This window comes from Acetomicrobium flavidum (assembly GCF_900129645.1).
GTDB classification, from domain to species: Bacteria; Synergistota; Synergistia; order Synergistales; family Acetomicrobiaceae; genus Acetomicrobium; species Acetomicrobium flavidum.
This window is the reverse complement of the sequence record NZ_FSQZ01000001.1, coordinates 1,664,702-1,686,405: the sequence shown is the minus strand read 5'-3', so window position 1 is coordinate 1,686,405 and position 21,704 is coordinate 1,664,702. Positions and strand designations below refer to the sequence as shown.

The following is a 21,704-nucleotide window of genomic DNA, read 5'->3' as shown; positions in this document are numbered from 1 at the left end:
CTGAATACCCCCTAAGGCCTTAAAATCTCCGGTATCTCTCTTTGCGCCCGGAAATAATCATCGGGAACCCCGATATCTATGAAGTAACCGTTCGATACATAAGCATACACGACACCTCGTTCAACAAGATCAGGTATCACGGTTGCTTCCCATGATAAACGCTTCAGAGGAAGTCCTTCTACTATATCTTTCTCAACCACATAGAGGCCACCATTAACCAGCCAAAGCCCATCGTCTTCCGATGGAACGTCTTTAACACCAAAGGTGGTAATCTTAAATTCATCATCTATTTTGACGGGATCGACGCGAGAAAGATCCTTCCAGGGCCTAACTGCTATGGTCAGCTTTGCTTTCTTGCTAAGGTGAAAGGAAAGCATCTCGTCAAAATTGAGATCCAGCAATGTATCTCCGTTTAAAAAGAAAAAGGTTGGTCTGCTTATCAACGATAAAGCATTCCTTAATGCCCCGGCTTTATCCAGCGGCTCATCTTCTAAGCTGTAAGTCACCTTAATTCCCCATTTACTGCCGTTGCCAACGAAGGCCTTGATCTTTTCGGCGCCATACCCTAAAAGAAGCAATACCTCATCCACACCCTTCCGGCAAAGCGCCATCAGCAACCAATCCAAGAAAGGCCTTCCCGCTATGGGCGCCAGCGATTTTGGCACATCAGAGACGACCTTTCTAAGCCTAGTGCCCAAGCCACCGGCAAGGATGACGGCTAGTTTACCGTTGTTAACCATGAAAAAGCTCTCCCTCCACCAACCCGCAGATGATATGCCCCCAAAGCATATGTACCTCCTGGACCCTAGGTGTGTCGTACGACGGTACCCCTAAAACGACATCGCAAAGGGGCGTGACCCTTGAATCATCCATCCCGACAAGAGCGATTGTCTTTAAACCCTTATCCCTGGCTCGAGCCAAGGCCCTTAGGACATTTTCGCTCTTGCCGCTGGTGGAGATGCCAACCAATACATCTCCTTCCATACCAAAAGCTTCAAGTTGTCTTACAAAAACCTCGCTATAACTGTAATCGTTGGCTATTGCAGTCAAAGCGCTCGTATTGACGTGTAAAGCAATGGCCGGAAGGGCCCTTCTTTCCTTTTTAAACCTTCCAACAAGCTCAGCTGCCAAGTGCTGAGCGTCTGCAGCAGAACCGCCATTCCCACAGAAAAGCACCTTGCCGCCATGTCTATAAGCCTCTATCATTAAGTTCGCGGCTCTTTCAACCGCTTCTAGATAAGGTTTATCCAGGATCATCTTTTTAACCTCGATCGAGGCTTTGATCTGTTCTTCTATATTTGAAAGCAACAAAATTCACCTCTCCTAATGTAAGAGCTCTTCGCAGGCGTTAAATACCTCTTCAACCTTTATTTTAGAGATACAGGCAAAATCCCCGTACAAACACTTTTTACCTATGCACGGAGCGCAGGGAAGGGAAGGCGCAACTATGCGATGTCGCGTGCCCCAGGGGCCATATCGTTCGGGACTTGAAGGACCGTAAAGTCCAACCATTGGAACACCAACAGCGCTGCCTATGTGTAGCGTCCCAGTATCGTTGGTAACAAAGAGAGATGATGACTCAAGTAATGCCCCTAGCTCTTTCAAAGGCAATTTGCCCGTTAAGTCTAATGCGCTATTTTTATCGAGTGCGCTTAAAACTTGTTTGCCCAATCTTTCTTCCTCATCGGAGTAGCCTATAACTCCTATAACGGCATTATATTTCGATATCAACTTAACGCCCAGTCCCACAAAGTTGTCCACGGGCCACCTCTTTGGAGGCCAATTTGCGCCTGGATTAAATATCACCAATTTTCGCCCTTGCAGTTTATCCATGTATTTTGCCTGAATCAACTCTTTAAGCTCTTGCGGTATGTAAAACCTCAACTGTCTGATCCTTATGGGCACCCCAATTGAGGTCATCGCCTGAAGCGTCCGTTCCGCTTCATGCAGGCTCTTTGGCAATAAACACTCTCTTAAGCCCCAAAGAGGGGCATAAATCGCCCCTGAAAACAAGGGCATCAGCGTAGACCTAAGATCTATCACCAAATCATAACTGCCAAGCCTCATCAGTTTGCAGGCCTTAATTCTTCCAGGAAGACCGGCAAATTCTCCACCCCTATCATACACAAAAATTTCATCCCATAGAGGATCCTCCGAGACTGCACCCAGTGCTCTCGGGCCTACCCAGACCGTAAATTTGGCGCTAGGCAAATAAAGCCTCAAGTTCCACAGGGCAGCTGATGCCATTACCATATCGCCGAGGCACGAAAGCCCTATGACCAAGACTTTTCTGATTTTCTGCGGGTTTATCTTCAACTGAGTTCCTCCAAAAGAACTACATACACTTATACTCGCAGTAATATATTTTACCATTAGGCAATACCGTACAACTTAAGATTGTGGCATTATACGTCGATATAATTTATAGCAGTTTAGATGATTTCCCATAAGGGAGGATATTCTCATGGCTACAACTGATCCCCTTTTTCAAGTTACCGGACTTGCCTCCGGCATAGATTGGGGAACAATGATAGACAAAGTAATGGAACAGGAACGAAAGATCACAGACATTTGGACTGCAGAGAAAGAAAAGCTGGAATTCAAAAAGGACCTATATGATGAATTCAGCGCAAACTTCAAGACATTACGCTCAAGCCTGACGTCGCTTAAACTTTCTTCCACCTACCTCGCAAAGACAGCGGAGATGACTAACCTTGGAAGCTCGTTAGACCCATCGTCTGTATTGAGCATAACAGCGACGCCCGACGCTGAAATTGCAAGATACGACATCGAGGTCTTGCAGTTGGCACAGGCACATAGCGTAGCAAGTGCGCGGATCGATGACCCGACAAAGACCATGGCAGACCTCATTCAGGACTTTACCAGCGGAAGCTTTACCATAGGGACCGGAGACAATATAGCAACAATTCAGGTGACAAGCAGCGATACGTTGTCATCTTTGGCCTCTAAGATCAATTCTGCTAAAACCAGCGAGGGGGAAAGCATCGGCGTAACGGCAAAGATATTGGACAATCGGCTAATATTGACCAGTAACAGCACCGGGGAAGCCAACGCCATAAAGGTCACAGACACCAACGATATTCTTGGTGCTATTCAAATTTGGGACGGCTCGACCTTTACCAACACTCTAAAGACAGCACAAGATGCCAAACTTAAAATAGACGGCCTAGAGGTCCAAAGGTCCGGAAACGAGATAAGCGATCTAATAAACGGACTTACGTTTAACCTAAAAGGAACAGGACATGTTGTCGCCGATGTAGTGCTGGACGCCGAAAAAGCGGTAAATGCCATTAGCGATTTCGTAGAAGCTTACAATAATGCCATAGACTGGATAAACATCAGAGTTTCCGAAGAGCCGATCGAAGATCCTACGGAAGATTACCAAAAAAGAATAGGCATGCTTAGAGGAGACCCCTTGCTATGGCAAACTAAATCTCGGCTACGGGCCATTATTTCAGACCCCATAGCCACGAGTGGCGCCTTTAAAATGCTATCTCAGATTGGGATAACGACTGAATCCACGGATTACGGCAAAAGTGGAAAGCTCGTATTCGACGCCGATAAATTTATGGAAGCGATGACCACAAATTCTAATGATGTCTCTTCTCTCATGACCACGGTCATGACTAAACTCGATAATTTCATAGGTGATACCGTAGATAACGTTCCTGTCACAGTAGGCTCTACAGTCGTAACGAAGGGACGGCTTGCTAGCGAGGTTAACTACCTGAATGATCGGATAAACGCAATAGATAAAAGGATTGCCGACTTCGAGAATAGGCTTGCCATAAAAGAAAAGGGATTGATAGAACAATACTCGCAAATGGAAACAATTTTATCCCAACTAAGCCAACAGGCAAGTTGGCTGTCTGGGATCGTTTCTCAACTTGGATCCGTCGGCAAGTCATCATAACTACAAAGGCACACAGCCAGTAAAGCACAAGTTCACAAGAAGACACGTGAAACCTTAACGTGTCTTCTTGTTCCTGTATATGTCGAACGCGGCTATTGCGGCAGAAGCGCATACGCCAAGTAAGATGCCCTCTCCAGGAAGCATCAATATTGGCCATAGGCAAGCTATTGTTATGCCGACAACGCCCGATAGCAGTGCCATGCCGGGAGAAAGGACACCAAAAAATATAGCCGCCATCAACGGCACAAAAACGCTTGCACCTCTTAATCCCATACTAAGATAGCTCCACTGTAGTATAAGAGAATTAGCTGCCTTTAAACTAATTATTAACGATACGACGATCACGCAAAGCAGACTGACTCTATTTATTAAAAGCATCTTACTGCTAGATGCTAGTTTCCTTTTAAATGAAAGGTAAAGGTCGTAAGATACAGTCGTGGCAACTCCCAAAGACAGACCAGCTGCGGTTCCTAGGGAAGTTATGAAAAGGGTTGCCCAAGCGATGCCGCTAAAGGCTTTAGGAAGATATGTACACAAAAAATAGGGAAGAGCCTGCGCAGGTTCTATTACAACGCCTTCTTTTCTTAGTGTTAGTCCAACCCAAATCCCCAAAAGTCCAATAGGAGGCATTAAAATCGCCGAGAGCAACGCCCCTCTTTTCGCCGTCCTTTCGCTCGATGCCGAAAGAACTGCCTGAGCATAAATCTGCGTGCCTAAAGTCCCGACAATCAGCGATAGACAGGAATTAAGCTCCTTGGATATTCCCCTTGCAAAAAGCGAAAAATATGGGAATCTCGGTAGCTCTCTAACAAGCGCTAGTGGTGTGCTGCCTAATCTATAGGCTACTACGCCACAAACAATTAAAGTCAAGTACAGCAAGATCAATTTTACCTGTCCAATAGCGCTGTAACTTTTAGTGCCGCCCGAATATATAAAAACAAGGATTAAAATGGCAATCATCACATTCAAGGTCCAAGAAGGTAACGGTACAATAGCCGATAACAAAGCGGAGGCGGCAAGGAATTGCGCCACGATAGCCATCAGAGTGCCGATGACGGAACCTATTGCAGCCAGACGGCTCATCTGTAAACCGTAATGCTTCGACAAAAATTGTGCTAATGTAGTAACTTTAGAATTCCTTAATGGCTCAGCGATAAATAGAGCTAACAAGAGCGACCCTATCCCCCCGCCTAAAGTAAACCACCATGCAGATAAGCCGTAAACGTATGCCATTTCCGTGGTGCCTACGGTAGATGCACCACCAACTAGGGCACCGAGCAATATTCCAGAAACGGCAAAGGGGTTTGCCTTTCGACCAGCTAACGAGTACCCTTCTGCATCTACTTTCCTGCCCGAAGCTATGATGCCTATCGAAATGACAAATATTATTGTAAGAGCTATCGATAGGAAAAACATCTTTGCTGTTCCTCCAATCACTTAATTATCATGCTTTTTCCGGGTTATTGGACGTCGGATCATGCACCTAATATACCAGGTCTCAATACCAACTCAAGTGGTGTTTATAAAAACAACAAAGGGACATGCCTTTTTAAAACATGCTCCAAATATATGTAATCTTTACATAGTTTTAATAATTATTGGTTCGGTTATTATTAGGCTAACCCACCGCCATCCACTACCAATACAGCACCCGTTATCCATTTAGATAGATCGCTTGCCAAAAACAAAACTGCATTAGCTATATCTTTAGGAGTTCCTATCCTTCCCAAAGGCCTTTCTCTGGCAGAGGACTGCAGAAACTCTTCTTCGTTAACCCCAAGTTGACGTGCTTCTCCTCTAAGCAAAGGTGTATCTATGTCGCCGGGACAAACACAATTTACCCTGATATTATCCCTCCCATGATCTATGGCCATCGCACGCGTGAGGTTTACAACGCCGCCTTTCGCAGCACAGTAGGAAGCTGCCTTTTCCCCACCTTTTAGACCCCATCCAGAGCCGGTGTTTATGATGCTGCCTCCACCACCTGCAGCCATAAGCGGTATGGCATGTTTTGAAAGCAAATATGTTCCCTTTAAACAGACATCTACAGCCAGATTCCATTCCTTCTCATCTAATTCGACTACGGTCTTCCTAATGATGATGCCCGCATTGTTATGTAAGATATCGAGCCTGCCAAATTTGTCTTTTATCTCTTCAATGACCTTTTTGCAGGCTTTTTCCGAAGTAACGTCGCATTTCATAAAACATGCTTTCCCGCCCTGATCCACTATCTTTTGGGCAGACAACTCGCCTTTTGCTTCATCGACATCGAGTAAAACTACCTGTGCACCAAATTTTGCAAGAAGTTCGGCTGTAGCATGCCCGATGCCCGATGCAGCACCTGTAACTGCGGCTACTTTTCCTTCCAGCGACAGAACATCTCTATCTTTCATCATTTTCTTCACCTTCTGTTTGAAAGTATCTACTTGAATTAAGGGCATTTGGTAGAAACTATGATTTGCCTCAGCCCCATCCTAAAAAGAAACAAGATATATGGCGTATTCTTTATAGCCAGTAATAACCTTTATATATCCGACAAGCATTTCATCGACTTCGCCGTCGCCGCTATCCACAAGAAGTGGAGCCCCTTTCAAGGAATGCAGCTTGTCCTTGGTGGAAACGACTATTATGTTGTCCTTTCCTATCTTTTTGATGATCCTCGGGCTCAATTGCTGATTTCCTCGACCTAAGATATATCCTTGTCCTCCAATAGGTGTGACTATCAGTTTGGAACGTTTGTCGTCGATGATTTCTAACAGTTGTTTTTCCGAGACGTCCTTGGCAAGAAGTTTTCCGTTGCTTACAACATCCACTCCAAGCAAACTGTAATCTAAACCCAATAACTGCATAATCTGCCTCGTAGTGGTGCCTGGACCTACTATGTAAATGCAGCCTTGTTCCATATTTTCTACTACCTCAGCGGCAATTACTTCCTGTTCGTATTTTTCACTTGGAGGGGTGGCAGCCTTTACGTTTTGGACATATCTTCTTTCGAAGGGGATTTTTAAGTAACCGTAAAGCCTGGCGCACACAACGCCTTTTCTAAACAGCTCTTCATCGATGTCCATAACTTCCGCCTCTCTAAGCTCTTTTACCTTTCCGGTCAAGTAAAGAAGAGCTAACTCTCCTGCCCTTTTGGGATTGAGTGCAAAGATCGAGGAGTGCATCTTTACCCCGGCAGGTATTCCTATGACTGGCCCTGAATCCTTTATTGAGCTGTATATGTCGCGGGCCGTTCCATCGCCGCCGGCAAAGAGCAACAATTCAATTTGCAGCTTCATCATTTCCGATGCTGCTCGACGTGTATCTTCGGCAGAGGTTTCTTCCTTCGCAGGTCCTATGATGCCCACTTTAAACCCGCACTTCTTCGCTACGCTTTCCCCCATAGCTCCAGGACATGCTATTATCTCTATGCTATCTTTTAAAATCTCAAGCTCCTTTAGAGCTTGTAGGGCACGAAAAGGTGCTTCGGCGGTAGCGCCAAGTTTTCGCGCAAGTGCTACTATTTCAGAGCCATCAGTTCCTTTTAAGCCTACCTTTCCGCCCATGCCCGCTATGGGATTTACGATCAACCCTACCTTATGCATCGATATCCTTCCCGTGTTTTTTAAGATATGAACGCCACGTTATGGCCCATTTCTTTGGATCATCCAATAACGAGGGATCTATCTTATGGATACAACTATTGTAAGGAGCGTTTTTTACCTTCTCTGGGTCTGTATAAGCTTCTTCCGAGACTTGCTTTAAAGCAGCTACATATTCATCCAGTTCTTCCTTTGAGTAAGACTCAGTAGGCTCCAAAGTAAAGGGTTCCGGGATTATCCAAGGATGATGGCTTGTCCAATAATGCATGCCGAAATCACACATTCTACGTTGGACATCTTCGGTCGTAACGCCTGTATCTTTCGTCAATTTCTCCCAACTATATCTAACTTGCTCCAACCGATGCTTGCCCGGGGCATCATAGGGAATGGTAGCACCACGTATTTTTGAAATGTTTCTCATCAAGTAATTGTTGTTCAACACAGCTATCCTTGCCACCTCCTTGAGTCCTTCTTCGCCCAAGCTCATTATCCATGCATATGCCCTTGCCACTACTGGAAGAACGCCGTAAAACATCCGCACCTTTCCGATGCTATTTTTAACATCGTAATTCAAGAAATACTTTTCCCCATCGAAGTCAATCAAGGGAACCGGCAAAAACTGCTCAAACTCCTCCCTTACACCAACTGCTCCAACAGCCGGACCCCCACAGCCATGAGGAGATGAGAAAGTTTTGTGCAGGTTGAAGAAACAAAAATCAAATCCTCCCTCCAAAGCCCTCGTCATGCCTAAAATGCCATTGGCATTGGCCTGATCATAACTGCAAAGCCCTCCTGCCTCATGAACGATCCGCGTAAACTCAGCGATCTTGGAGTTAAACAATCCATGATCTTCGGGATTCGTTATCATAAGACCTGCAGTCCTATCTGAGACAGCTTCCCTGAGAGCATCTACATCGGGATAGCCATCCTTATCAGGGTATAACGTTATGACCTTAAAACCCTTGACTGCCGCTGCTGCGGCGTTCGATGGGTGAGAAAAGATCGTGGTTATAATTTCATCCCTCTTACCTGATTCACCGCGCGACTCATGATACGCTCTTATCATAGATGCAATGGCAAATAGCCCATGGGAACCACCTCCCGGCTGAAATACGAAGCGAGACAGCCCTGATATTTCCCTTAAAAACATGTCGGTCTTGTAAAGTATTTCAAGCGCCCCTTGTACGGTACCCTCCGCCTGAAAGGGATGTAATTCCGTAACTTTCGAAGATGTGGCAAAGCTTTCATTAATTTTTGGGCTGTATTTTATGGTACACGTTCCCTGTCCTATCTCGATGTTCAGGTCAGCCCCCAAAGTTGCCTGAGAAAGATGAAGATAATGCCTTAAAACTTGTGCTTGAAACAATTCCGGCAGCGCTGGCGGCTCCTTTCTTCGAAGGTGCGCCGGAATTCTTGAAATGCCGTCTCCCACTTCTGCTTTTATTTCCTCTTCAGCCTCAGGCACGAGTATGCCCCTTGCCCCCTTGGCGCTTAATTCAAATATGACCGGTTCATCCCAATGGGCCTGATGGAAATTCCTCAATTTAGCCTTTTTATTCTCTAGCATGTTATTTCTCCCTTCTAAAAAAACTAAGATGCCCAGATTACAACTAAAATAAAGGCGTCAGAAATATCTTTCCGGAAACTTATCGTGTAAGTATTTCATTTAATGTTTCAACGAGATGGTCTATATCATTTTTTGAATGTACTTCCGTAATGCAATAAAGAGCACTTTGCCCTAAAGGAGGAAATTCCCTGGACAAATCCTTACCCCCAAAAATTCCTTCCTTGAGCAAGGCATTGTTGACCTCTTCCACAGTTATGCCCGTGGCATTAAAGTCAACTACAAACTCCTTGAAATACGGTGCATCGTGCAAGGGCGCCTTTACTCCATTTATCGCGGAAAGTTTACGGGCAGCATACTGAGCCTTTTGCATGATCGTTTTGCCTATATCCTTCATTCCCTGAGGCCCTATCAAAGCCAAGTAAACCCCTGCGGTAATGCCCCAAAGCGCAGCTGCAGTTCCAACGAATTCCTTGCCCTCTTCCCTCTTGGCGAAAGAGGTCCTTTCATATGCCACGTCCCCGAAACCCCATTCGCCTTCGACGACCGTCCTGGTTATTCCAAATAAACGTGACGGGTATTCCATCACAAATTTTTCTTCGTCACGAGTCGCGATAAAACCTCCGCATCCACCACCGTAATTCATGTGAATTCCAAGCGGTTGTATATCGCCACACACAATATCTGCCCCATAATGGGAAGGAGGGGCAATGACGCCCAAAGAAATGGGATCGACGAAGGTCACCATGAGGGCTCCCTCTTCGTGAGCTATTCGCGAAATGTTTTCGCCTTGGCATTCTATGCATCCGAAATATGTGGGATTTTCAAAGTAAATTGCGGCAGTCTTTGAAGAAACTTTTTGCCTTAAGTCCTCAAGGTCGACCTGACCTGAAACCTTATCGTAATTTACCGATATGACCTTAATGTCGGGGTTTAAATAATTCTTAATCACGAGCAATCTTTCAGGATGTATTGCACCGGCAATTAAAACCTCTTTTCTCCCGGTAATCCTTGAGGCCATCCGCAAGGAAGTCGCTGCAGCTTGCGCTCCATCATAGGTTGGTACGTTTACCACGTCCATATCGACGAGTTCTGCCATCATGCTTTCATATTCGAAGAGCGCTTGAAACCTTCCATGGTCTTCGTAGGGTTCACCTGCATAAGCCGTCAAAAACTCAGCTCTGCTGTTGATCTCGTCACAAATGGCCGGTACATAATGCCGCCAACAACCGGCCCCCAGAAAGCTGACATTTTCCTCGCATGTCCTGTTCTTAGATAATATTTCCTCCATGTGTCGTTTTAGATCCATTTCCGAATGTAGGGGCTTGGGCAAATTCATCTTTCCTTTGAATCTAAGTTCTTTCGGAATATCTTGATAAAGCTCATCTACCTCGTTTATTCCTATTTCCCTCATCATAGACTGCTTAAATTCGAGCAACGAATTTGGGATGTAGGGATAAATGAAATTATTTTTATCTTTCAATTAAAAACACCTCCCAGCTTATCAAATCCTCATATAGTATTCTTGGAATACAAGGTATTCATACATGATTTTGACAACTTTGTCAATACCGAACAAAAATTGAACGCAATAGTCTTAATTGCGAGTAGAGAAAAAATATATCTTCAGGTTAATGAGATGATACAGGCGGGTTAGTTCAGATCCTGCGCAAACCTGCAGGAGGATAGAACATGAGATCTCATTAGCTCAACTGCTTTTTTAGCATCTCGCTCTTTTAGGGCTTTGACGATTTCTCGATGTTCGTCGAGACTAGGGTTATCTTCGAGGTCAAAAAAGGACCCAAAGAGCACTAAATATACAAAGGACCGAGAAAGTATATTATCTATAAGTTCGTACAGAACTATGTTGCCACTGGCTTCCGCAATAATTTTGTGAAAGGCATTATTTACTTCCAAATATTTTTCCAGGTCTTTTTCTGGAAAAATATTTTCCTCTTTTTCTATTTCCTCTTCAAGCATGCAAATCTGTAAGGGCCTTATGTTGGGTACTGCTTTCTCGATGGCCAAACATTCCAGGTGCGCTCTAATTTCAAAAGTGTCTTCAATTTCCTTTCTTGATGGATTAGCTAGCCTGGCGCCCTCATTGGGTATTATGACAACAAGTCCTTCGCTTGCAAGACGTCTTAAAGCCTCCCTCACGGGGGTGCGGCTTACGTTCAGCTGCTCGGCTAACGACAATTCCGGAAGGCGCTGTCCGGGTTTAAATTCTTTATTCATTATCATACGACGTAATTCTTTATATACATAATCCACAGATGACAAAACTTGATAACGTCTCACTAATACACCTCCAGCTATCCCCTCAAGAGTAACCTTAATTATACATGTTTTGTTTACAGAAAAGAAAAAAATGATATGCTTTTACCTGGTGATGCGCATGGTATTTTTGCCCGAACAAATCAAGCACGCAGTAGGCGAAGCCGTATGTGCCTATTCGATGATCGAAGACGGTGACAACGTGTTGGTGGGGCTGTCTGGCGGAAAGGACAGTACCTTATTACTTTTGGCCCTAAAACACCTACAGCAAGTGAGCCCCACGAAGTTTAGCATTACAGCATTGACGGTGGATCCAACTGGAGGCAATTTTGACGCCTTAGAGCTCAGGGATTTTTGTAAAAGCCTTGACATACCCCACATTTACTACCCCTATCCCATCTTTGAGATAATAAAGCTTCGAAACGAAAGCTCGCCCTGTAGCTTTTGTGCCAACATGAGAAGGGGAATCTTAAGCGGAATAGCCCACGAAAAGGGGTTTGCAAAATTGGCGTTGGGGCATCACCTCACAGACGCTATTGTGACGTTGATGCTCAACATGTTTTACTCTGGAAGATTTCATACGTTGCAACCCAAGACTTGGCAAAGCCGGACACAAACATGGGTGATAAGGCCCCTAATATATCTGCCTGAAAAAGAGATACTGTCCGCAGCCTCCTTAGTAAAAATCCCTTTGAGTAGCCCCAAATGCCCTTACGGCGATAATACCAAAAGGAAGTTCATGAAGGAACTGTTAAACGAGATAACAAAAGAGGCTCCCCAAGGGGAGTATAGCGCGTTAACAGCCCTTAAGAGAGCCCTTTGGACTACTAGCCATTGAGGCGAAAGGCCTGAGGCAAAAGCTCCGAAATCCGCCACTTTACGTAGCTTCCTTTCGAATCAAACAAAAGGATATCAAGATCCCCAAATTCCGCCATTACTTGAAGGCATGCTCCGCAAGGAGGTACCGACTTGCTGCCGGCGTATATGGCTATCGCCTTAAAAACCCGCTCCCCCTCCGAAACGGCCTTAAAGAGGGCTATCCTTTCAGCGCACACAGTAAGACCGAAGGAAGCATTTTCCACGTTACACCCCAAATATATAGTGCCTGACTCGCCAAGAAGGGCCGCCCCCACTTTAAAGTCCGAATATGGAGCGTATGCACTCTCACGAGCCTCTTTCGCCAAGGCAAAAAGTTCCTGTTCTTGCGCAGACATAGACCTTTACCGCAAAAGGCCCGAAACTATGACGTCTATAGCTTCGTTTTCGCTTAAACCCTTGGCCATCAACCCCCAGAGCTTTTCATTCGCTATTTTGCCTATGGCTGCCTCGTGCGTTATCTCCGCCCCGGGATGAATGACCGAGACCACGGGCACAGCCTCTGCCTTGGCATATCCTTGAACTACTTCAGTGCAATCCACATGGCCCTTAGCCCCTTCCGCAGCTCCTTGCACCTCTCCATAAAACTTTCCGAAGCTATGGTCTTTTAGCACAACCCTTGCCTTGGCCAAGCCGCTTGAGTTTTCGCCTGAAAGGCGAATCACGTCCTTGACGCTGCACTGGTCGTCGTATTTGCCATAAATTTTTGACGTGATCTCGGCACTTCCCAACCGTCCTATGACGTCAACATCTACATCGAGGGACAAAATGCCTACTCGACCTTCTATAAGGGCAAAGTTACTGACATACCTGCCCTTTTCGTTGACGATGACGCGCGTCACTGGCCGTACCTCTATCTTGCCTTCCGGACCGTGTACGTGTACTTCCTCGTAGGTCATATCGGCACCTTTTCCCACGACTATATCTCCCTCCATGGCATGAAGAAACTCAATGGCATTAGGGAAAATACAGTGAGAGTAAAATTTGGCCTTAGCCCCATCTTCTAAAACGATCTTGCTTTCTATGACCTGTTTGCCCTCTTTGCCCAAATGGCCAAAACAAAGATGTACAGGTTTTTTTAAGACAAATCCTGCCTTTACGGTAAAGGTTGCCCTGATGCCATATTCGGTTTCTTCAGCGTCAATCACAAGGCCCGGCACATCCTTTGAGGCGAGAATGTTATTGGCATGAACTATCACATGTGCCTCATCGGATTTAATGGGATCCCCGGTCTTTCGAGCGATTTCTATCAAGGTTGAATATTCTTCATTTAGATTCATTAGAAGTCACCTCGCTGGCTAAGAGCGGATCGGAACATGGTCCACACAAGGACATGTAGTATTGTTTCACGGCTACCGGTTGTCCCTCGAGCATCACCTTCCCGTTACACAACAGATAAGCCCTATCGCATGCGGATGCTATATCATCCCTGTGCGTTATCACCAAGACGCTACTCCCAAAATCAGCAAGCCTCTTGAAAAGCCTAACGACATCTCCGATGGCGAGCATATCGACGCCCGAATCGGGTTCGTCAAGTATGGCAAGCTTAGGTCGCATCAAATAAACCGAGGCAAGCTCAAGCCTCTTTCTTTCCCCTCCCGATAGAGCCTTATCGACGAACCTGTCTAGGTAAAAGGCTTCCATCTGAATGAAATCCAAGGCTTCCTCCAGTTCGCGTTTTGTTGCGTCCCTTCGGGATAACCTTAAATATTCTGCTACCGTTATGCCTTCGTACCTTGCCGGGTACTGCCATGCCAAAGTTATCCCTAGCCTGGCCCTCTCCGTTATAGAAAGGCCCGTTATGTCTTCGCCCTCAAAAAATATCCGTCCCGAATCAGGCTTGTAGGAGGGCAACCCCATGATGGTGTAAGCAAGCGTCGTCTTGCCTGCACCGTTTCGGCCCAACACTCCCGTTATCTCGCCATGCCCGACCTTTATAGTAACCTTGTCAAGCAGCTTCTTACCGTTCTCTCTGCTAACTGTTATATCATCTAAGTAAAGCAATGGTGCCTCCGTCATTTATGTTTTCCTCCATCGCCTATTTCTTACTAGCCTTTTGCTTCTTCTGCAATAAAACAGGCACGTGTTGCTATTAAACTATGATCTCAAACTTGCTGCAAATTCCGAAGTATTTTTCGACTTCACTTTCATATTCCTGATACCCCGGACGTCCCATTAGGGAATATATGTAACGTTTACCCTGTTCAACTCCCGGTTGATCAAAGGGGTTAATATCCATCAAAAGCCCGACCAACGCCGTCACGTACTCGTAGAAAAAGACTAATGCCCCAACATATATCTCGGAGATCTCCGGTATCTTTAAGTAAACGACCGGCTTTCCTGCCTTGATCAAGGCGGAAGCCGTCGAACGAGCCTCTATGCTTAAAAGATCCCCCAAGGTCTTGTCGCACAGAAAGTCAAATTCCCTTAAAACATCATCTTCAATTTTTCTTGGCAACTCAAAGCCTGGCCTGTTTTGAACATCGATCATGGTGATGAGCTTATCGTCGGGACCTTCCATATAAAGTTGAAGCTGCGAATGCTGATCAATTGCTCCCAGGGCGCGAACAGGAGTTGTACCAAACCCGTTTTTACCCAAGCTTTCTCCCCATAGCTGAGCAAACCATTCGGCAAAGGCCAAAAGCCCATCTCCATAGGGCATCATGACCGCCATATTTCTTCCAAGCCTTGCATGGATGACATTTAAAGCCGCCAAGGCCCAAGCCGGATTTTCCCAAGTTTGTTGCCGCATTGCGAGCCTTTGGTCCATCTGCCTTGCTCCAAGGAGCAGCTTCTCTATATCGATACCAACTGCAGCGGCTGTTGCAAGGCCCACGGAAGTCAAAACGGAATACCTCCCACCGACGCTTTCGGGAATTCCTAGGCTCCTACAACCAGTAGCCTTAGCAAACTTTCGCAAAGCACCTTTTTTGGGGTCAGTTATCACTAAAAAGTGTTCTTGAGCTTTGTTGCCTAGTTTATCCCTGACTATCTGCCATACCCAAAGGAAATGAGCGATGGTCTCTGTCGTGCTACCGGACTTGCTGACGACAACAAAAGCGGTCTTTGATACATCGATCCTGTTTAGCACAGCTGCCGCAGTTGCCGGATCGGAATTTTCCAACAAATAAAATCTTGGTCCGCGTCTTAAGGGCGCCTCGAGTTCATTGTAAAAAGGAGGAAGAAGCGCATTTACGAGCATCCTGTTGCCCAAAGCAGAGCCCCCTATTCCGATCTGAACGATCGCATCGGAACGGGCAAGCCAATCGGCCGTCTCTATGATTTTTGTCAAATCCTGATAGGGCAAATTGACCCATCCGTAACCATCCGCATCGTCCCTGCCCTTTTCGCGTAAATGTACATCTGCTTCTTCTATTTTTATAGACAAACGATCGATCTCATCTTCTATAGAAGAGTTACCGCTAAAAATGGCACCACCTATAGACATGCTCAGAAGCTCATCCAAAGCGCGTTCCTCCTTTTTACTATTAACATCAAGCTAACAGGTCATTTTCCCTCAAAAGCTCATCAATGGCCTGCGGATCATAACCTACGACAAATTCATCGCCTATAAAAGTTACAGGCACTCCCATCTGTCCGGTCTGTCTTACCATCTCCATAGCAGCAGCCCTATCCTTGCTGACATCAATTTCATCGTATTCTACGCCCAATTCTCGCAAATGTTCCTTGACCTTAGTACACCAAGGACACGTGGGTGTGCTATAAACCTTGACTTTCATGGATTTCACCTTCCCTTAAATTAAAATTAGGCATACCAAACATCTGTCATATGGACTATAACACATTACCCCAAAAGGTGCAATAATTCAAAATAAGATATGTAGCTTTTATGCCATACAGGTTGGTGTTATATTATATGCTCGTGTTTTAGAAAAATGTTGGCCTTAATTAAGGAGGGAAGTTAATGCTTTCTGTCGAACAAGATGACGAACAGGCGATAAGAGATATCGTTGAAAGCTTCAAGGGCAAGAGGGGCATCACGATACAACTCCTATCCAAGATTCAAGACACATTTGGGTATCTACCCCAAGAAGTTGTCAGCAAGGTAGCAAAAGAGCTTGATATACCAGAGGCAACCCTTTACGGCGTAGCAACCTTTTATGCCGCTTTCAGGTTTAAGCCCTTGGGCAAGTATACTATAAAGCTATGTAGGGGTACGGCTTGTCATGTACAGGGTTCCCTGCTCATAGCACAAGAGGTAATGAGGTACTTGGGCGTTTCGGAAGGTGAGACTACAGACGACGGCCTTTTTACCCTGGAACTAGTTGCCTGTCTTGGATGTTGCAGCCTGGCACCTGTCATGATGGTAGGAGACGATGTTTATGGTCGTCTGACGCCCGATAAGGCCGTGAAGGTGCTCGAATCCTATCGAAAAGCTGAAAGAGGTGAATAAAATAATGGCTAAGATCACTGTGCGAGTGGGCATGGCCAGTTGCGGGCTTGCCTCTGGAGCTGAACCTGTTTACAAAGAGCTTAAAAAACTCCTTGAAGGCAAGAATGAGGTCATATTAAAGCAGGTTGGTTGTATTGGATTGTGTTCTTATGAACCGCTTGTGGAAGTTGACATTGACGGCAAAAGGACAATCTATGGAGATATGACTCCCGCCTTGGCACAGGAGCTTGTAAATTCGTCATTTTCGCCTACTCAAACACTAAGAGAAAAAGTTGTTTATAGCAACGAGATCGAGGAAGCCCCGGAAAACAGGAGGATGAACAAGCAGGTTCGGATAGTCCTGGCAAATTGCGGGATTATAGACCCCGAAAGGATAGATGAGGCCATATCTAGAGGAGCATATAAAGCGCTTGCAAAGGCATTGAAAACCATGCCTCCAGAAGAGGTTATAGACGAGGTCTACAGATCGGGCCTACGAGGTCGAGGCGGAGCTGGCTTTCCCACCGGACTAAAATGGAAGTTCACCAGACAGGCTAAGGAGGAGCCCAAATATATCATATGCAATGCCGACGAAGGAGACCCTGGTGCTTTCATGGACAGATCCGTACTCGAGGGCGATCCTCATGCCGTGATCGAGGGGATGATAATATGTGCCTATGCCGTTGGTGCTTCTCATGGCTACATTTACTGTCGCGCAGAATATCCGCTTGCCATAAAGAGGCTTAACATAGCCCTAAACCAGGCGAGGCAAGAAAATTTCCTTGGCAGTGACATATTGGGCAGCGGTTTTAATTTCGACATAGAGATAAAGGAGGGAGCCGGAGCCTTCGTATGTGGCGAAGAGACGGCATTAATAGCATCTATCGAAGGAAAAAGAGGTATGCCTCGTCCTAGACCTCCCTTCCCTGCCGAAAGCGGTGTCTGGGGGAAACCTACCAACATAAACAATGTAGAGACTTACGCAAACGTGCCTTGGATCATAAGGCACGGTGCTAACGAGTTTGCGCGTTATGGCACGGAAAGAAGCAAAGGAACCAAAGTTTTTGCATTGGCCGGAAAGGTGGCCAAAGGCGGGCTTGTCGAAGTGCCCATGGGAATGCCCATCAGGGAGGTAATTTTCGACATAGGCGGCGGTATTGCCGGTGGAAAGAACATAAAGGCAGTACAGATGGGTGGCCCTTCTGGAGGTTGCATACCGTCACGACTCTTGGATACTCCCATAGATTACGAGTCAATCACGGCAACGGGTGCCATCATGGGATCGGGCGGAATGATTGTCTTGGACGAGACAAGCTGCGTCGTAGACGTGGCCAAATTCTTCCTGAATTTTACACAGCGAGAATCCTGTGGCAAATGCCCATTTTGTAGGATAGGCACAAAGAGGATGCTGGAAATACTTGAGCGCATCAGCGAAGGTAAGGGTAAGATGGAAGACTTGGATCTACTTTACGAACTGGCCTTGCAGGTGAAAGAAGGTTCTCTTTGCGGACTGGGTCAAACGGCGCCAAATCCGGTGCTTACCACCCTTAAGTATTTTAGAGAGGAATACGAAGCCCACGTAAAGGACAGGCGTTGTCCTGCAAAGGTATGTCCTTCGCTGATACATTATGTCATAGATAGCGAAAAATGCATCGGATGCACCAGATGCGCCAGAATTTGCCCAGTTAGCGCCATAACTGGGAAGGTCAAGGAACCTCATGAGATAGACGACTCTAAATGTGTAAGATGCGGACAATGCAAACAGACATGTCCTGTCTCCGCCATATCCGTTGAGTAGTGAGGAGGCTTCGAAATATGGAACGAAACGTAAGGGTATTGCTAAATGGTCGTGAAGTATACGGCTTTCCGGGACAGACAATCTTAGAGCTTTGCCAGGACTGCGGCGTGGAGATCCCGTACCTTTGCTACGATCCACACTTATCGGTTCATGGAGGGTGTTCCGTATGTCTCGTTGAAGTTAAGGGCGCCAAAACCTTGGTTAGGGCTTGTTCCAACAAGATCTCAAATGGCATGGAAATATACACTGACACTGAAAAGGCCAGGCTTGCAAGAAAGACTGCCCTGGAATTGCTTCTGTCCGATCATGTGGGAGATTGCAGACCACCATGCACCTTAGCTTGTCCGGCCAGGGGAGACGTACAAGGATACGTCAATCTGGCTGTATCGGGCTTATATAAAGAGGCTTTGGACCTGCTTCACGAAAATGTTACGCTGCCAGCCTCTATAGGCAGGATCTGTCCGGCACCTTGCCAAGAAAAATGCAGAAGAAATTTCGTAGACGAAGAGCCGGTCTCCATAAGGGAAATAAAGCGCTTCGTGGGAGACTGGGCACTAAAGCGTGGCAACCTTGGGCACATAGACGATATCAAGGATAATGGTCACAGTGTTGCCATAGTGGGAGGCGGACCGGCAGGGTTATCTGCTGCCTTTTTCTTGAGGAAAAAAGGATACCAGGTCACAATATATGAGAAGGAACAAGAGCTTGGCGGCATGATGCGCTATGGGATACCCGGCTATAGGCTTCCAAAGGACGTCTTAAAGAAAGAAATAGATTGGCTGTTGTCATGGGGCATTAACGTCAAGACCAATATGGCCTTAGGAAGGAACATGACGTTGGAAGAACTTCAAAGAGGACATGACGCCGTGTTGCTTGCCTTCGGTTGTTGGCAAAGCACGCCCCTTAACGTACCCGGAGAGAATCTCAAGGGAGTATTGGCCGGGATAGAATTCTTATACGACGTAAACAACCACGTATCAGTGGACATCGGCAAAAAGGTAGCCGTCATAGGCGGCGGCAATACTGCCATGGACGCCTGCCGATGCGCCAAGAGGCTGGGTGCCGAGGAAGTAACGGTCATATATAGGCGCACGAGACAAGAAATGCCCGCTGAAGATATAGAGATAGAGGAGGCCATGGAAGAAGGCATTAATTTCATCTATCTGGCAGCTCCAAAGGAGATAAGGGGCGACGGACGGGTGCGCGAAATCGTGTGTGAAAAGATGGCCTTAGGAGAACCAGATGCATCGGGCAGAAGAAGGCCCATTCCCACGGGAGAGACCTTTGTCGTAACTGTGGATACTGTAATAGCAGCCATCGGCCAAAGGCCTGTCTTGAAAGTCCTTCCGCCTGAGATACACGATGGTCGAAGGATCCTGGTCGATGAAAACTTCGCCACCCCCATAGGAGGAGTGTTTGCCTGCGGAGACCTAAAGACGGGCCCCGACATAGCCATAGCTGCCATAGGAGAAGGCCATTTCGCGGCTGAATCCATACATCACTATATAACGAAGGGATGTGCAAAGAGCCCTTACGAGTGCGACGTAACGCGAGACGACCTAGGCCCCCAGGATTTTCTCGACAGAGAAAAACAACCCCGCGAACATCCCAAAGTGCTTCCTGCTCATGAAAGGCTAAGCATGCCATTCGAGGAATTTAACAAAGGCTTAACGGAAGAGCAAATCAAACACGATGGGAGCCGTTGCATGGAATGCGGCTGTCCCGATATATTTGAGTGCAAATTGCGCGCCTACTCAGTCAAATACGAGGCATCTCCGACGCGGCTTAGTGGCGAGAAGGTCAAGCGCTTCGAAGAAAAGCTTCGCTACTACGATAGGAACATGGACAAATGCATACTATGCGGACGATGTGTCAGGGCATGCGATGAAATAGTCGGATTGCATGCCATCGACTTCATAAACCGCGGTTTTGTATCTACCATTCACGACGCATACCTAAAGCCATTGGACGAGGCCGAATGTACTGGATGTGGAATTTGCGTGCAACTTTGTCCTGTTGGGGCATTGACCGAAAAGCGAAGGCAGCGCTGGCCGCACAGCGAGGTTCCCATGGAAACAAAAACTACATGCGGAGAATGTTCATTGGGGTGCGAAGTTGTCATAAATTCCGACAAAACTGGACGTAGCGTAGTTCGAGTTAACTCCGATTTGAACTCTGCCGTATCCCCCACAAAAGGACTGACTTGCCATAAAGCACGGACTTTCCACCTAAACTCAGCAAAACCATGTCCTGACTTTAACCCCGAAGCTTTAGAAAAGATATCGAATTTTCTGCGTTCAAACGACAATATCTCCATATTGCTCGGCAACTCCTTAAGCAACGAAGATTATGAGGCCATAAAGGACACCTTAACGAATTTGGCGCCCAATGCCGTAATATCCTTGCCCGAGGCAGACGAGTTTAAGCCCTTCTTGACCTTAACCGCCAACGAGGGGCAAAGAAGAGGTACGTTAGGACAGCTCTTCGAGGCAGACGTGGCCTTTGTGATCGACGACAATTTGGATCAAGAACTTCCACTCATCCCAACGCTTCTTCGCAAAAGAGTTCGAGCGGGAGCCCTAAAGATAATATACCTTGGAAGCACTCCGGGATTGCTCGATAAAGGATCTACGATAATGCTTAAGACAGATATGACGGACCTGTCCGCCCTGCTTGAATCCCTCGATAGCGGTCTCACCAAGGAAGCCTCGAGGCTCTACGAGATAAGCGAGGACAAAATAAAAGAGGCCAAAGATGTCTTGATAAACGCCAAACGCCCCTTGGTTTTGGTAGGACCCAAAGTAGCTTCAAGCATCGTTTCGTCGCAAGCGTTGCTGAAACTATGCAGTAAACTTGACAAATGCACTTACCTGCCTCTTTATCGTGGAGCTAATACCGAAGGGGCATTACGCATTCTAGGCAATATGCTAACGCCTACGACTGAAAACTTGAGCATGATAAAAGAAGGAAAGATAAGCAAAGTACTTTTGATAGAACCTGACCGATGGGTAAGAAAGATGTTTTTTGCAGTTGACAAAGGCGTTGATTGTGCTTTGCTGTCCTCTAAAACCTACGACGACATAAGCGCTCGTATAATCATGCCCATAACAGGGTGGCACGAAAGGCGCGGACACGTCACGAATTTGTCCGGAGCAGTGCTGGAGCAGAAGGAAGCCATAGTCCCCCCAAAAAACGTCATGAGCCTATCGCGCTTGCTTACGATGATTAAGTAAATCGCGTAAACGGGCATATAAATAAGCGGGAGTTCGCTCCCGCTT

General features: G+C 46.4%; 19 protein-coding genes. 5 read left to right on the top strand and 14 right to left on the bottom strand.

Annotation, left to right across the window (positions count from 1 at the left end; all coding sequences use genetic code 11):
- Positions 1 to 11: 11 nt before the first annotated feature.
- The 3 genes from BUQ78_RS08325 to BUQ78_RS08315 are packed head-to-tail and all read right to left on the bottom strand — an operon-like array spanning position 12 to position 2,316.
- Positions 12 to 740, bottom strand: coding sequence for a nucleotidyltransferase family protein (locus tag BUQ78_RS08325; RefSeq protein ID WP_074199892.1), 729 nt, complete (start codon positions 738 to 740; stop codon positions 12 to 14).
- Complete coding sequence (gene gmhA / locus BUQ78_RS08320; RefSeq protein WP_014807309.1) at positions 733 to 1,311, bottom strand: D-sedoheptulose 7-phosphate isomerase; 579 nt, start codon at positions 1,309 to 1,311, stop codon at positions 733 to 735. Before gmhA ends, BUQ78_RS08325 begins: the two co-directional genes overlap by 8 nt.
- A 12-nt stretch (positions 1,312 to 1,323) precedes the next feature.
- A complete protein-coding gene (locus BUQ78_RS08315; protein WP_074199891.1) occupies positions 1,324 to 2,316 on the bottom strand; it encodes a glycosyltransferase family 9 protein in 993 nt (330 codons plus the stop codon).
- Between the two features lie 148 nt (positions 2,317 to 2,464).
- Here BUQ78_RS08315 and fliD point away from each other — a divergent pair, with 148 nt between their 5' ends.
- Positions 2,465 to 3,934, top strand: a complete 1,470-nt coding sequence (gene fliD, locus BUQ78_RS08310) for a flagellar filament capping protein FliD (RefSeq protein WP_074199890.1) — start codon at positions 2,465 to 2,467, stop codon at positions 3,932 to 3,934.
- Positions 3,935 to 3,988: 54 nt separating this feature from the next.
- Here fliD and BUQ78_RS08305 read toward each other — a convergent pair whose 3' ends face one another.
- The 6 genes from BUQ78_RS08305 to BUQ78_RS08280 all read right to left on the bottom strand — a co-directional run bounded on the left by BUQ78_RS08305 (position 3,989) and on the right by BUQ78_RS08280 (position 11,383).
- Complete coding sequence (locus BUQ78_RS08305; protein WP_074199889.1) at positions 3,989 to 5,350, bottom strand: sodium:solute symporter family protein; 1,362 nt, start codon at positions 5,348 to 5,350, stop codon at positions 3,989 to 3,991.
- 197 nt (positions 5,351 to 5,547) lie between these two features.
- Positions 5,548 to 6,330: an SDR family NAD(P)-dependent oxidoreductase gene (locus tag BUQ78_RS08300; RefSeq protein WP_074199888.1), complete on the bottom strand. Its 783-nt coding sequence runs from the start codon at positions 6,328 to 6,330 to the stop codon at positions 5,548 to 5,550.
- Between the two features lie 78 nt (positions 6,331 to 6,408).
- The gene (locus BUQ78_RS08295; protein WP_074199887.1) at positions 6,409 to 7,521 is read right to left on the bottom strand and encodes an ATP-NAD kinase family protein; all 1,113 of its coding nucleotides are present in this window, start codon (positions 7,519 to 7,521) and stop codon (positions 6,409 to 6,411) included.
- Complete coding sequence (gcvPB, locus tag BUQ78_RS08290; protein WP_074199886.1) at positions 7,514 to 9,085, bottom strand: aminomethyl-transferring glycine dehydrogenase subunit GcvPB; 1,572 nt, start codon at positions 9,083 to 9,085, stop codon at positions 7,514 to 7,516. Before gcvPB ends, BUQ78_RS08295 begins: the two co-directional genes overlap by 8 nt.
- Positions 9,086 to 9,164: 79 nt before the next feature.
- Complete coding sequence (gene gcvPA, locus BUQ78_RS08285; RefSeq protein WP_074199885.1) at positions 9,165 to 10,565, bottom strand: aminomethyl-transferring glycine dehydrogenase subunit GcvPA; 1,401 nt, start codon at positions 10,563 to 10,565, stop codon at positions 9,165 to 9,167.
- Positions 10,566 to 10,735: 170 nt separating this feature from the next.
- On the bottom strand, positions 10,736 to 11,383 hold the full coding sequence (locus BUQ78_RS08280; RefSeq protein WP_074199884.1) for a GntR family transcriptional regulator: 648 nt from the start codon (positions 11,381 to 11,383) through the stop codon (positions 10,736 to 10,738).
- A gap of 70 nt (positions 11,384 to 11,453) precedes the next feature.
- Between BUQ78_RS08280 and BUQ78_RS08275 the strand changes: the two genes are divergently transcribed.
- Positions 11,454 to 12,197, top strand: a complete 744-nt coding sequence (locus BUQ78_RS08275) for a tRNA 2-thiocytidine(32) synthetase TtcA (RefSeq protein WP_014807318.1) — start codon at positions 11,454 to 11,456, stop codon at positions 12,195 to 12,197.
- Here the strand turns inward: BUQ78_RS08275 and cdd are convergent.
- From cdd to BUQ78_RS08250, 5 genes are all read right to left on the bottom strand, one after another.
- A complete protein-coding gene (cdd, locus tag BUQ78_RS08270) occupies positions 12,187 to 12,573 on the bottom strand; it encodes a cytidine deaminase (protein ID WP_074199883.1) in 387 nt (128 codons plus the stop codon). The two genes, BUQ78_RS08275 and cdd, sit on opposite strands and share 11 nt — an antisense overlap.
- Positions 12,574 to 12,579: 6 nt before the next feature.
- Positions 12,580 to 13,515: a SufB/SufD family protein gene (locus BUQ78_RS08265; protein WP_014807320.1), complete on the bottom strand. Its 936-nt coding sequence runs from the start codon at positions 13,513 to 13,515 to the stop codon at positions 12,580 to 12,582.
- Complete coding sequence (locus BUQ78_RS08260) at positions 13,502 to 14,254, bottom strand: ATP-binding cassette domain-containing protein (protein WP_014807321.1); 753 nt, start codon at positions 14,252 to 14,254, stop codon at positions 13,502 to 13,504. The genes BUQ78_RS08265 and BUQ78_RS08260 overlap by 14 nt, the downstream gene beginning before the upstream one ends.
- Before the next feature lie 73 nt (positions 14,255 to 14,327).
- Positions 14,328 to 15,701, bottom strand: a complete 1,374-nt coding sequence (locus BUQ78_RS08255) for a glucose-6-phosphate isomerase (RefSeq protein ID WP_074199882.1) — start codon at positions 15,699 to 15,701, stop codon at positions 14,328 to 14,330.
- 28 nt (positions 15,702 to 15,729) lie between these two features.
- The gene (locus BUQ78_RS08250; protein WP_014807323.1) at positions 15,730 to 15,975 is read right to left on the bottom strand and encodes a glutaredoxin family protein; all 246 of its coding nucleotides are present in this window, start codon (positions 15,973 to 15,975) and stop codon (positions 15,730 to 15,732) included.
- 185 nt (positions 15,976 to 16,160) lie between these two features.
- Between BUQ78_RS08250 and nuoE the strand changes: the two genes are divergently transcribed.
- Genes nuoE through BUQ78_RS08235 form a run of 3 tightly spaced genes read left to right on the top strand, consistent with a single transcriptional unit; the run spans position 16,161 to position 21,659 of the window.
- Positions 16,161 to 16,649, top strand: coding sequence for an NADH-quinone oxidoreductase subunit NuoE (gene nuoE / locus BUQ78_RS08245; RefSeq protein ID WP_074199881.1), 489 nt, complete (start codon positions 16,161 to 16,163; stop codon positions 16,647 to 16,649).
- Positions 16,650 to 16,653: 4 nt separating this feature from the next.
- Positions 16,654 to 18,426: an NADH-quinone oxidoreductase subunit NuoF gene (gene nuoF, locus BUQ78_RS08240; protein WP_074199880.1), complete on the top strand. Its 1,773-nt coding sequence runs from the start codon at positions 16,654 to 16,656 to the stop codon at positions 18,424 to 18,426.
- A 17-nt stretch (positions 18,427 to 18,443) separates the two neighbouring features.
- Positions 18,444 to 21,659 carry an FAD-dependent oxidoreductase gene (locus BUQ78_RS08235; protein ID WP_074199879.1) on the top strand — a complete coding sequence of 1,072 codons (3,216 nt, stop codon included), beginning with the start codon at positions 18,444 to 18,446 and terminating at the stop codon, positions 21,657 to 21,659.
- Positions 21,660 to 21,704 lie beyond the last annotated feature (45 nt).